7 protein-coding genes, 2 tRNA genes and 2 rRNA genes are annotated in these 11,866 nt (G+C 60.2%); 3 read left to right on the forward strand and 8 right to left on the reverse strand.

Going from position 1 to position 11,866, the window contains the following annotated elements:
- Positions 1–90 precede the first annotated feature (90 nt).
- The 8 genes from CTP10_RS14775 to CTP10_RS14810 form a co-directional block, all read right to left on the reverse strand.
- Positions 91–2,971: ribosomal RNA gene (locus tag CTP10_RS14775) — 23S ribosomal RNA — on the reverse strand.
- Positions 2,972–3,277: 306 nt separating this feature from the next.
- Positions 3,278–3,353, reverse strand: a tRNA-Ala gene (locus CTP10_RS14780).
- A gap of 12 nt (positions 3,354–3,365) precedes the next feature.
- Positions 3,366–3,442: transfer RNA gene (locus CTP10_RS14785), tRNA-Ile, on the reverse strand.
- Between the two features lie 62 nt (positions 3,443–3,504).
- A 16S ribosomal RNA gene (locus tag CTP10_RS14790) occupies positions 3,505–5,038 on the reverse strand.
- Together the 16S and 23S rRNA genes with 2 tRNA genes alongside form the textbook arrangement of a ribosomal RNA operon.
- 579 nt (positions 5,039–5,617) lie before the next feature.
- Positions 5,618–6,394 carry an enoyl-CoA hydratase gene (locus tag CTP10_RS14795; protein WP_116320166.1) on the reverse strand — a complete coding sequence of 259 codons (777 nt, stop codon included), beginning with the start codon at positions 6,392–6,394 and terminating at the stop codon, positions 5,618–5,620.
- A 94-nt stretch (positions 6,395–6,488) separates the two neighbouring features.
- The gene (locus tag CTP10_RS14800) at positions 6,489–7,241 is read right to left on the reverse strand and encodes an amino acid ABC transporter ATP-binding protein (protein WP_116320357.1); all 753 of its coding nucleotides are present in this window, start codon (positions 7,239–7,241) and stop codon (positions 6,489–6,491) included.
- Between the two features lie 37 nt (positions 7,242–7,278).
- On the reverse strand, positions 7,279–7,932 hold the full coding sequence (locus CTP10_RS14805) for an amino acid ABC transporter permease (RefSeq protein WP_029048313.1): 654 nt from the start codon (positions 7,930–7,932) through the stop codon (positions 7,279–7,281).
- Positions 7,933–8,052: 120 nt separating this feature from the next.
- On the reverse strand, positions 8,053–8,847 hold the full coding sequence (locus CTP10_RS14810) for an amino acid ABC transporter substrate-binding protein (RefSeq protein ID WP_116320168.1): 795 nt from the start codon (positions 8,845–8,847) through the stop codon (positions 8,053–8,055).
- A gap of 321 nt (positions 8,848–9,168) precedes the next feature.
- Between CTP10_RS14810 and paaG the strand changes: the two genes are divergently transcribed.
- Genes paaG through paaK form a run of 3 tightly spaced genes read left to right on the forward strand, consistent with a single transcriptional unit; the run spans position 9,169 to position 11,834 of the window.
- Entirely contained in the window at positions 9,169–9,993 is an 825-nt protein-coding gene (gene paaG / locus CTP10_RS14815; RefSeq protein WP_116320169.1) for a 2-(1,2-epoxy-1,2-dihydrophenyl)acetyl-CoA isomerase PaaG, read from the forward strand.
- A 46-nt stretch (positions 9,994–10,039) separates the two neighbouring features.
- Complete coding sequence (gene paaI, locus CTP10_RS14820) at positions 10,040–10,483, forward strand: hydroxyphenylacetyl-CoA thioesterase PaaI (RefSeq protein ID WP_116320171.1); 444 nt, start codon at positions 10,040–10,042, stop codon at positions 10,481–10,483.
- A gap of 46 nt (positions 10,484–10,529) precedes the next feature.
- A complete protein-coding gene (paaK, locus tag CTP10_RS14825; protein ID WP_116320172.1) occupies positions 10,530–11,834 on the forward strand; it encodes a phenylacetate--CoA ligase PaaK in 1,305 nt (434 codons plus the stop codon).
- Positions 11,835–11,866: the final 32 nt, after the last annotated feature.

Consider the following 11,866-nt stretch of genomic DNA (forward strand, 5'->3'; position numbering starts at 1 on the left):
GCGAATCGGGATGTAGTCTTGGGTTGTGCGTATTGTGCCAACCGAGGGCACAGACACGATCACACACACCAGGTGAAACACACTGGTTATAGGATCAAGCCTTACGGGCAATTAGTACTGGTTAGCTTAACGCATTACTGCGCTTCCACACCCAGCCTATCAACGTCCTGGTCTCGAACGACCCTTCAAGGAGGTCAAGCCTCCAGGGAATCCTCATCTTCAGGCGAGTTTCCCGCTTAGATGCTTTCAGCGGTTATCTCTTCCGTACATAGCTACCCTGCGATGCCTCTGGCGAGACAACAGGTACACCAGCGGTACGTCCACTCCGGTCCTCTCGTACTAGGAGCAGCCCCCGTCAAGATTCCAACGCCCACGGCAGATAGGGACCAAACTGTCTCACGACGTTTTAAACCCAGCTCACGTACCTCTTTAAATGGCGAACAGCCATACCCTTGGGACCGGCTACAGCCCCAGGATGAGATGAGCCGACATCGAGGTGCCAAACACCGCCGTCGATATGAACTCTTGGGCGGTATCAGCCTGTTATCCCCAGAGTACCTTTTATCCGTTGAGCGATGGCCCTTCCATTCAGAACCACCGGATCACTATGTCCTGCTTTCGCACCTGCTCGACTTGTCGGTCTCGCAGTTAAGCACGCTTTTGCCATTGCACTTTAGGTACGATGTCCGACCGTACCAAGCGTACCTTCGAACTCCTCCGTTACACTTTGGGAGGAGACCGCCCCAGTCAAACTGCCTACCATGCACTGTCCCCGACCCGGATTCACGGGCCAAGGTTAGAACCTCAAACAAACCAGGGTGGTATTTCAAGGACGGCTCCACGTGAACTAGCGTCCACGCTTCAAAGCCTCCCACCTATCCTACACAGATCGGTTCAAAGTCCAATGCAAAGCTACAGTAAAGGTTCATGGGGTCTTTCCGTCTAGCCGCGGGGAGATTGCATCATCACAAACACTTCAACTTCGCTGAGTCTCGGGAGGAGACAGTGTGGCCATCGTTACGCCATTCGTGCAGGTCGGAACTTACCCGACAAGGAATTTCGCTACCTTAGGACCGTTATAGTTACGGCCGCCGTTTACCGGGACTTCAATCAAGAGCTTGCACCCCATCATTTAATCTTCCGGCACCGGGCAGGCGTCACACCCTATACGTCCACTTTCGTGTTTGCAGAGTGCTGTGTTTTTATTAAACAGTCGCAGCCACCATTTTATTGCAACCCCTTCACCCTTCTGGCGCAGGCCAGTCAAGCTACCAGGGCGTACCTTATCCCGAAGTTACGGTACCAATTTGCCGAGTTCCTTCTCCCGAGTTCTCTCAAGCGCCTTAGAATACTCATCTCGCCCACCTGTGTCGGTTTGCGGTACGGTCTCGTATGACTGAAGCTTAGAGGCTTTTCTTGGAACCACTTCCAATTGCTTCGCAGCACTAGGCCGCTCGCCCCACATCCTTGAATTCCGCGCCCGGATTTGCCTAAGCGCCTTCTCCAATGCAGGGACCGGGACTTCCAACACCCGGACAACCTTCCGCGATCCGTCCCCCCATCGCATCATACGACGGTGCAGGAATATTAACCTGCTTCCCATCAGCTACGCATCTCTGCCTCGCCTTAGGGGCCGACTCACCCTACGCCGATGAACGTTGCGTAGGAAACCTTGGGCTTACGGCGAGGGGGCCTTTCACCCCCTTTATCGCTACTCATGTCAGCATTCGCACTTCTGATACCTCCAGCATCCTTTACAAGACACCTTCACAGGCTTACAGAACGCTCTCCTACCACGCACATTGCTGTGCGTCCGCAGCTTCGGTGACTGGCTTAGCCCCGTTACATCTTCCGCGCAGGACGACTCGATCAGTGAGCTATTACGCTTTCTTTAAAGGGTGGCTGCTTCTAAGCCAACCTCCTGACTGTTTTAGCCTTCCCACTTCGTTTCCCACTTAGCCAATCTTGGGGACCTTAGCTGGCGGTCTGGGTTGTTTCCCTCTTGACACCGGACGTTAGCACCCGATGTCTGTCTCCCGTGATTGCACTCTTCGGTATTCGGAGTTTGCTATGGCGGGGTAATCAGCAATAGACCCCCCAACCATGACAGTGCTCTACCCCCGAAGGTGACACACGAGGCACTACCTAAATAGTTTTCGGAGAGAACCAGCTATTTCCAGATTTGTTTAGCCTTTCACCCCTATCCACAGCTCATCCCCTAACTTTTCAACGTTAGTGGGTTCGGTCCTCCAGTACGTGTTACCGCACCTTCAACCTGGCCATGGATAGATCATCTGGTTTCGGGTCTACACCCAGCGACTCAACGCCCTGTTCGGACTCGCTTTCGCTACGCCTGCCCTAATCGGTTAAGCTTGCCACTGAATGTAAGTCGCTGACCCATTATACAAAAGGTACGCCGTCACCCGTTGCCAGGCTCCGACTGTTTGTATGCATGCGGTTTCAGGATCTATTTCACTCCCCTCCCGGGGTTCTTTTCGCCTTTCCCTCACGGTACTGGTTCACTATCGGTCGATCACGAGTATTTAGCCTTGGAGGATGGTCCCCCCATCTTCAGACAGGATTTCACGTGTCCCGCCCTACTTGTCGTACACCTAGTTCCACAACGCTGTTTTCGCATACAGGGCTATCACCTGCTACGGCCGGGCTTTCCATCCCGTTCTGCTAACAATGCTGCTAAAGAGTACAAGGCTGTTCCCATTTCGTTCGCCACTACTCTGGGAATCTCGGTTGATTTCTGTTCCTGCAGCTACTTAGATGTTTCAGTTCGCCGCGTTCGCTTCCCACACCTATGAATTCAGTGTGGGATGACCCATTCGGGCCGGGTTTCCCCATTCGGACATCTCCGGATCAAAGCTTGTTTGCCAGCTCCCCGAAGCTTTTCGCAGGCTACCGCGTCCTTCATCGCCTGTGATCGCCAAGGCATCCACCACATGCACTTGTTCGCTTGACCCTATAACAAGTGTGTCTCAAGCTTGCGCTCTATGACACCGCTCACTACAGGTTGAGTTCTCGCATTTGTGCCGTATTCCAAGTCATCTTTCGATCACTTAAATACATTTTGGTTGATACAATCACAACCCGGTATCGCGTTGGTACTGCAGCGTCTCATCAACGCTCGCGCGACACCTTTACTACATCCCATATTGTTAAAGAACAGCCGATCGTTCCGATCGCTTGGCAATGCCAAATGCAAACGCTCAATCCTAAGCGCTTGCATTTGACCACCAATCCAAGGTAACCAGGCCCATCGAAGCGATGGTGGAGGATGACGGGATCGAACCGACGACCCCCTGCTTGCAAAGCAGGTGCTCTCCCAGCTGAGCTAATCCCCCGCATGGATAACTTGGTGGGTCTGGTAGGACTTGAACCTACGACCCCCGCCTTATCAAGACGGTGCTCTAACCACCTGAGCTACAGACCCTTGGCTGTAACAGCAAACAAACCGATAAGTGTGAACGCTAGGCTTGAGACACAAGCCTCTAGAAAGGAGGTGATCCAGCCGCACCTTCCGATACGGCTACCTTGTTACGACTTCACCCCAGTCATGAACCCTGCCGTGGTAATCGCCCTCCTTGCGGTTAGGCTAACTACTTCTGGCAAAACCCACTCCCATGGTGTGACGGGCGGTGTGTACAAGACCCGGGAACGTATTCACCGCGGCATGCTGATCCGCGATTACTAGCGATTCCAGCTTCACGTAGTCGAGTTGCAGACTACGATCCGGACTACGATGCGTTTTCTGGGATTAGCTCCCCCTCGCGGGTTGGCAACCCTCTGTACGCACCATTGTATGACGTGTGAAGCCCTACCCATAAGGGCCATGAGGACTTGACGTCATCCCCACCTTCCTCCGGTTTGTCACCGGCAGTCTCTCTAGAGTGCTCTTGCGTAGCAACTAGAGACAAGGGTTGCGCTCGTTGCGGGACTTAACCCAACATCTCACGACACGAGCTGACGACAGCCATGCAGCACCTGTGTCCACTTTCCCTTTCGGGCACCTGATGCATCTCTGCTTCGTTAGTGGCATGTCAAGGGTAGGTAAGGTTTTTCGCGTTGCATCGAATTAATCCACATCATCCACCGCTTGTGCGGGTCCCCGTCAATTCCTTTGAGTTTTAATCTTGCGACCGTACTCCCCAGGCGGTCAACTTCACGCGTTAGCTACGTTACTGAAGAAATGAATCCCCAACAACTAGTTGACATCGTTTAGGGCGTGGACTACCAGGGTATCTAATCCTGTTTGCTCCCCACGCTTTCGTGCATGAGCGTCAGTGACGTCCCAGGGGGCTGCCTTCGCCATCGGTATTCCTCCACATCTCTACGCATTTCACTGCTACACGTGGAATTCTACCCCCCTCTGACATACTCTAGCCTGACAGTCACAAGCGCCATTCCCAAGTTAAGCTCGGGGATTTCACGCCTGTCTTATCAAACCGCCTGCGCACGCTTTACGCCCAGTAATTCCGATTAACGCTCGCACCCTACGTATTACCGCGGCTGCTGGCACGTAGTTAGCCGGTGCTTATTCTTCCGGTACCGTCATCGACCCCGGGTATTAACCAGAGCCATTTCTTTCCGGACAAAAGTGCTTTACAACCCGAAGGCCTTCTTCACACACGCGGCATTGCTGGATCAGGGTTGCCCCCATTGTCCAAAATTCCCCACTGCTGCCTCCCGTAGGAGTCTGGGCCGTGTCTCAGTCCCAGTGTGGCTGATCGTCCTCTCAGACCAGCTACTGATCGTCGCCTTGGTAGGCTCTTACCCCACCAACTAGCTAATCAGACATCGGCCGCTCCTGTCGCGCGAGGCCGTTACCGGTCCCCCGCTTTCACCCTCAGGTCGTATGCGGTATTAGCTAATCTTTCGACTAGTTATCCCCCACGACAGGGCACGTTCCGATGTATTACTCACCCGTTCGCCACTCGCCACCAGGCCGAAGCCCGTGCTGCCGTTCGACTTGCATGTGTAAGGCATGCCGCCAGCGTTCAATCTGAGCCAGGATCAAACTCTTCAGTTCAATCTCTGTGTGGAAGCCTCGCGGCTCCCTCGCTCTTTCGAGCGGTCGCTCACTCTCAGAAAACTGACTGACCAGATCCGAAGACCCAGTCACGTTTTGCTGTGCGAGCACTGTATAACTTGTGAAGCAGCACCGTCCGAAGACAGTGGCGTCCGCTACCCAGCGCCCACACTTATCGGTTGTTTGTTTGTTAAAGAACTTCGCTCACCGGCTTTGCCGTTCAGCGCGCTGCGTTGTCTGCAGCAGAGAAACGAGATTATGCAGAGCTTTCTTCGTTTCGTCAACCGTTTCAGCAAGCTTTTTTTGCTGCGGTCAGCGCTGCAAACTTCGCTGCGCCAACCTCCCGGTCGACCCCGCAACCCTTGCCAGTGCTGCCTTGCAGCGCCGCGTTGTGTGTTGCGAGGGGGCGAATATTAGGCCGGTTTCGTGGAGCTTGCAACCTCTTTGTCACAGCACTCAGCTAGGGGTTCGCGTGATTATGTCGTAACCCCTTGAGCGACAAAGGAAAACCTCAAAATGGCCAGCGCGGCGGCGCTTGAATACCCCCGCGCGGCCGTCGGGTATTCCCCTATCAAGTTTTCAGCGATGCTGGAAATTGGGGGCGCGCTTCTCTACGAAAGCTGCCATGCCTTCCTTTTGGTCTTCACTGGCAAAGGTGGCATGGAACAGCCTGCGCTCGAAGTGCACGCCTTCGGCCAGCGTGGTCTCGTAGGCGGCGTTGACCGACTCCTTGATCATCATGACCACCGGCAAGGAGAACCCGGCGATGGTTTCGGCGGCGGCCAGCACTTCATCCAGCAGCTTGTCGGCCGGCACCACTCGCGACACCAGGCCCGAGCGCTCGGCTTCGGCGGCGTCCATCATGCGCGAGGTCAGGCACAGGTCCATGGCCTTGGCCTTGGACACCGCGCGCGGCAGCCGCTGGGTGCCGCCGGCGCCGGGCATGGTGCCGAGCTTCACTTCCGGCTGGCCGAACTTGGCCGAGTCCGCCGCGATGATGATGTCGCACATCATCGCCAGTTCGCAGCCGCCGCCCAGCGCGTAGCCGGCCACGCCGGCGATCACCGGCTTGCGGATCTTGCGGATGGTTTCCCAGTTGCGGGTGATGTAGTCGCCTTTGTAGACATCCATGAAGGAGTACTTGGCCATCATGCCGATATCGGCGCCGGCGGCGAAGGCGCGGTCGCTGCCGGTAATGACGATGGCGCCGATGCCCTCGTCCTGGTCGAATGCCGTCAGCGCGGCACCCAGTTCATCCATCAGCGCGTCGTTGAGCGCGTTCAGCGCCTTGGGGCGGTTCAGCGTAACCAGACCAACGCGGCCGCGCGTCTCGACCAGGATGTTTTCGTACGGCATGTCTTCTCCTATGTATTGGCAATCAAATGGCAGCGTCGCCACCGGCTGCGGGCTATTCTGCCACCTGTCGTGGCGTGGCGGCGCCAGGCCCGGCTTAAAGCATGTGCGCCAGGAATTCCCGGGTACGCGCATGGCCAGGCGCGCCGAACACCTCGGCGGGCGCGCCTTCCTCGAGGATCCTGCCCTCGTCCATGAACACGACGTGGTTGGCCACTTCGCGCGCAAACCCCATCTCATGCGTGACGACGAGCATGGTCATATGCTCTTCCGCCAGTTGCCGCATGGTGCGCAGGACTTCCCCGGTCAGTTCCGGATCGAGCGCGGAGGTCGGCTCGTCGAACAGCATGATGTCGGGCTCCATCGCCAGCGCGCGCGCAATCGCCACGCGCTGCTTCTGGCCGCCGGACAGGCGCGCCGGATAGTTGTCACGCTTGGCCAGCAGGCCGACCTTGCGCAGCAGTTCCTCGGCCTTGGGCACCGCCGCATCGCGCGACAGCCCCTTGACGGTCATGGGCGCCTCGATGATGTTCTGCAGCACCGTCATGTGCGGAAAAAGGTTGAACGACTGGAACACCATGCCCATCTTCCGGCAGATGCGGCGGACTTCCGTCTCCGGCACATATTTGGAGGCACCGTCGGGGCCAGCGGCCGCCAGCGACTCGCCTTCAATCTCGATGGTGCCGCGGTCGATCACCTCGAGATGGTTCAGGCAACGCAGCAATGTGCTCTTGCCCGAACCCGAGGGCCCGATCACCGCGGTGACATCGCCCTTGCGCAGCGTCAGCGAGACACCGCGCAGGACCTGCAGCGATCCGAACGACTTGAAGATGTCCCGCGCCGCGATCATGTTGCCGGGCGCGTGGTCAGGGATGGCGCCGTTCGGGCTAGTCATCATGTTTGGCATAGCGTTTTTCGAGATTCTGGAAGAACCAGGTCAGAATCAGCGTCATCACCAGGTAAAACAGCGCGGCGACCAGGAAAGGCGTGGTCGTGAAATCGCGCTGCACGATGCCACGCGCGGTGCGCAGGATATCGTTGAGGGCCAGCACGTAGATCAGCGACGTGTCCTTGATCAGCGTAATGGTTTCGTTGCTGACCGGCGGCAGGACGCGGCTGACCATCTGCGGCAGCACGACCCGCCGCATGGTCTGGAAGTACGTCATGCCCAGCGCCTTGCTGGCTTCATACTGGCCACGGTCGACGGATTTGATCCCGGCGCGGAAGATTTCCGCGAAGTACGCGGCGTAGTTGAGCGCAAACGCCACCACGGCGGCGGGAAAATCGGGCAGCCTCACGCCGATGACCGGCACGAACGGCAGCGCGAAATAGATAAACAGCATCTGCAGCATCAGCGGCGTACCGCGCATCAGCCAGATGTAGCCATTGACCGCACCGCTCAGCAGCGGCCAGGACGAGATGCGCGCCAGCGCCAGCGCAAGCCCCAGCGGCACCGAGAGGGCGAGCGTGATGACAAACAGGGTGAGCGTGACTTTCGCACCCTGCGCCAATGGCCCCAGAAGAGATAAGACGTAATCCATGTTCGCGCGAACAGAAGGAGGAAGGATTCGAGGCAGCGGACCGTCGCGCGGCCAGCGCCCGAGTCCGGAAAGAAGCCGGCGCCCTGCCTGAACCGCGCGGGGCGCCGCGCAGCGCCTGGATTACTTGGTGATATCGGCGCCGAACCACTGGGTGGCGATGCGGGCGGCCGTGCCGTCCTGCTTCATCGAGGCTAGGGTCTTGTCCAGCTTGCCGAGCAGATCGGCGTCATCCTTGCGGACGCCGACGCCGTAGTCCTCGGTACCGAAGTTTTCTTCCAGCACGCGGTATTCGCCGGCACGCTTGCTGATCAGGTAGCGGCCCACCACTTCATCGACCACGATCGCGTCGAGGCGGCCGGCGGACAGGTCCATCAGCGCCGTCACGTTGTCGCCGAAGGTCTTGAGCTCCTTGAGGCTGGCGGCGATCTGGCTTTCCTTCTTGATGGCATCCACCGCGCTGCTGCCGTCCTGCGCGCCGACGATGCGGCCGGCCAGGTCCGCCTTGGCCTTCACTGGCGAATTGTTGCCGACGATGACGATCTGGTGGTTGGTCATATAGGGCGCGGTGAAGCTGATGTTCTTCTTGCGCTCGTCGGTGATGGTCAGCCCGTTCCACAGCACGTCCACGCGCTTGCCGTTCAGCTCGGCTTCCTTGGCGCTCCAGTCGATCGGCTTGAATTCGACGGTCATGCCGAGACGGCGGCTGGCCTCTTTCGCCATATCGATATCGAAGCCGACGAGCTCGTTATTGGTATCGCGGAAGCCCATGGGGGGGAAATTGTCATCCAGGCCGACGATGATCCTGGTGGCGGCGGCGCTGCCCGTGCTGGCGGCGGCCGGCGCGGATTCGTTCTTGCCGCACGCGGCGAACAGCGCCACGGACGAGACCAAAAGGAGTGCTGCGAACTTCTTCATAGGGAGATCCAGTGCGGAAATGAGGGAATCAGTGAAACAGTCTTGCGTGCCGGCGCGCAGACGGGCACCAGCGATGCTGCAATTGTTGTCGGCAGCGCGATTATAGAGCGACACGGGGTGCCGGCATTGCGGTCGCCATCCCGATTGCGGCCTTCGATCGCGGGTTAGTACTAATAAGGCACCCCGGTCCGCCGCCCTTACGCTGAGCGCATGGCTCACGCAGCCGGTAATTAGTGCTACCATTTGCCGACCGACTGGTCGGTTTATTTTAGCGGCGCCAGCCCCGCGCCGACCGCAAAGAACACCAGGCAGGAGACAAACATGCCCCCGATGTCCACGCCCGCTGGCCAGCCGGTCAGCCTCGATGCCGGCCCCATCCTGCTCCAATGGCAGGGGCCCGTCGCGGTGATCACGCTGAACCGCCCCGACAAGCTCAACAGCTTTACCCGCGAGATGCACAAGGCGCTGCAGCAGGCGCTCGACCATGTCGAGGCAGGCGGCGCGCGGGCGCTGCTGCTGACCGGCGCCGGCCGTGGCTTCTGCGCCGGGCAGGACCTGGCCGACCTGGATTTCACGCCCGGACAGATGACCGACCTGGGCGAACTGATCGATACCTGGTTCAACCCGCTGATCCGCCGGCTGCAGGCGCTGCCGCTGCCGGTGGTGGCGGCGGTCAACGGCACCGCCGCCGGCGCCGGCGCCAACCTGGCGCTGGCCTGCGACATGGTGCTGGCCGCCCGTTCGGCCAACTTTATCCAGGCCTTCGTCAAGATCGGGCTGGTGCCGGATTCAGGCGGCACCTGGCTGCTGCCCAAGCGCATCGGCATGGCGCGCGCGCTGGGGCTGGCGATGACCGGCGAGCGCCTGTCCGCCGAGGAAGCCGAGAAATGGGGCCTGATCTGGGAAGCCATGGACGACCCGCTGCTGCCCGAGCAGGCGCTGGCGCTGGCCACGCACCTGGCCGCGCAGCCGACCCGGGCGCTGGCCGCGATCAAGCGCGCCATGTACGCCAGCGGCACCGCCACCCTCGATGCCCAGCTCGACCTGGAACGCGACCTGCAGCGTGACCTCGGCCAGTCCGCGGACTATGCGGAGGGCGTCAACGCCTTCCTGGAAAAGCGCGCCGCCCGCTTCACCGGCAAGTAGGCATTCCAGGCGCCCGCCGGCGCCACCCCGCCCCAAGGAGACAACGTTGCACAAGGACCCCCAGGCCCTCGCCGAAGCGGCCGCGGCCGCCATGTATGAAGCCGATACCTGCAGCCGCTGGCTCGGGATCACCGTCGAAGCGGTCCGCCCCGGCTATGCCCGGCTGACCATGCCGGTTCGCAACGAATTCCTGAACGGCCATGGCATCTGCCACGGCGGCCTGATGTTCACGCTGGCCGATTCGACCTTCGCGTTCGCCTGCAACAGCCATAACATCAATACCGTGGCAGCCGGCTGCAGCATCGAGTTCCTCAAACCCGTGCACGGCGGCGACGTGCTGACGGCCGAAGGCATCGAGCAGACCCTGTCGGGACGGCACGGCATCTACGACATCCGCGTGACCAATGCCGCGGGCGAGGTGGTAGCGATGTTCCGCGGCAAGTCGGCGCAGATCAAGGGACATGTCGTGCCGCCGGATGCCGTAGCCTGAACGCCGCCGCCCCCCAAGATAAAACGCCCCCCGCGCAGGAGACGACATGAGCACGCGCCTGACCGATCTGCCCCTGGATCCGATCGAGACCGCCAGCCGCGCCGAGCTGCAGGCCCTGCAGCTGGAGCGGCTGAAGTGGTCGCTCCACCATGCCTACGCCAACTCGCCGGTGTACCGCCGCAAATTCGACGAGGCCGGCGTCCATCCCGACCAGCTGCAATCGCTGGCCGACCTGGCACGCTTTCCGTTCACCAGCAAGCAGGACCTGCGCGACAACTACCCGTTCGGCATGTTCGCCGTGCCGCAGGACCGGGTGGCGCGGGTGCATGCCTCGTCCGGTACCACCGGCAAGCCCACGGTGGTCGGCTACACGCTCCAGGACATTGATAACTGGGCGACGGTGATGGCGCGCTCGATCCGCGCCTCGGGCGCGCGCCGGGGCGACAAGGTACATATCAGCTATGGCTACGGCCTGTTCACCGGCGGGCTGGGCGCGCACTACGGCGTCGAGAAAGCTGGCCTGACGGCGATCCCGTTCGGCGGCGGCCAGACCGAGCGCCAGGTCCAGCTGATCCTGGACTTCAAGCCCGAGATCATCATGGTCACGCCCAGCTACATGCTGGCGATCGCCGATGAGTTCGAGCGCCAGGGCATCGACCCGGCCAGCAGCTCGCTGCGCGTGGGCATCTTCGGCGCCGAGCCCTGGACGCCGGAAATGCGGCTGGCGATCGAGAAGCGCATGGGCATCTCGGCAGTCGATATCTATGGACTGTCCGAGGTGATGGGCCCGGGCGTGGCCAACGAATGCGCCGAGACCAAGGACGGCCCGACCATCTGGGAAGACCACTTCTACCCGGAAATCATCGACCCGAATACCGGCGCGGTGCTGCCCGACGGCGAATTCGGCGAGCTGGTCTTTACCTCGCTGACCAAGGAAGCGATGCCGGTAGTGCGCTACCGGACCCGCGACCTGACCCGCTTGCTGCCAGGCACGGCGCGGCCCGCCTTCCGCCGCATGGAGAAGGTCACCGGCCGGACCGACGACATGATGATCGTGCGCGGCGTCAACGTGTTCCCGTCACAGATCGAGGAACTCATCCTGAAGCAGGCCGAACTGGCCCCGCACTACCAGTGCGTGCTGGGCAAGGACGGCCATATGGATACGCTGACGGTCCGTGTGGAATGCGCCCATGGCAGCGAGCCGGCGCGCGCGCAGGCCGCGCGAGAGCGGCTGGCGCACGAGATCAAGTCGTATATCGGGGTCACCGCCACGATCGAGGTGCTGCAGGAGGGCGGGATCGAGCGTTCGGTGGGGAAGGCGAAGCGGATCGTGGACCAGCGGCCACGGTGATTGCCACGGGATCAAAAAGGGACGCCGAGGCG

It is taken from the genome of Cupriavidus sp. P-10 (assembly GCF_003402535.2).
In the GTDB taxonomy this organism is placed as follows: domain Bacteria; phylum Pseudomonadota; class Gammaproteobacteria; order Burkholderiales; family Burkholderiaceae; genus Cupriavidus.

What these genes read in the sequence shown, in the direction of transcription:
- paaK (WP_116320172.1), top strand. Translation starts at nt 10,530, where the DNA reads ATGAGCACGCGCCTGACCGATCTGCCCCTGGATCCGATCGAGACCGCC.
- paaG (WP_116320169.1), top strand. Translation starts at nt 9,169, where the DNA reads ATGCCCCCGATGTCCACGCCCGCTGGCCAGCCGGTCAGCCTCGATGCC.
- CTP10_RS14810 (WP_116320168.1), bottom strand. Translation starts at nt 8,847, where the DNA reads ATGAAGAAGTTCGCAGCACTCCTTTTGGTCTCGTCCGTGGCGCTGTTC.
- CTP10_RS14800 (WP_116320357.1), bottom strand. Translation starts at nt 7,241, where the DNA reads ATGATCGCGGCGCGGGACATCTTCAAGTCGTTCGGATCGCTGCAGGTC.
- CTP10_RS14805 (WP_029048313.1), bottom strand. Translation starts at nt 7,932, where the DNA reads ATGGATTACGTCTTATCTCTTCTGGGGCCATTGGCGCAGGGTGCGAAA.
- CTP10_RS14795 (WP_116320166.1), bottom strand. Translation starts at nt 6,394, where the DNA reads ATGCCGTACGAAAACATCCTGGTCGAGACGCGCGGCCGCGTTGGTCTG.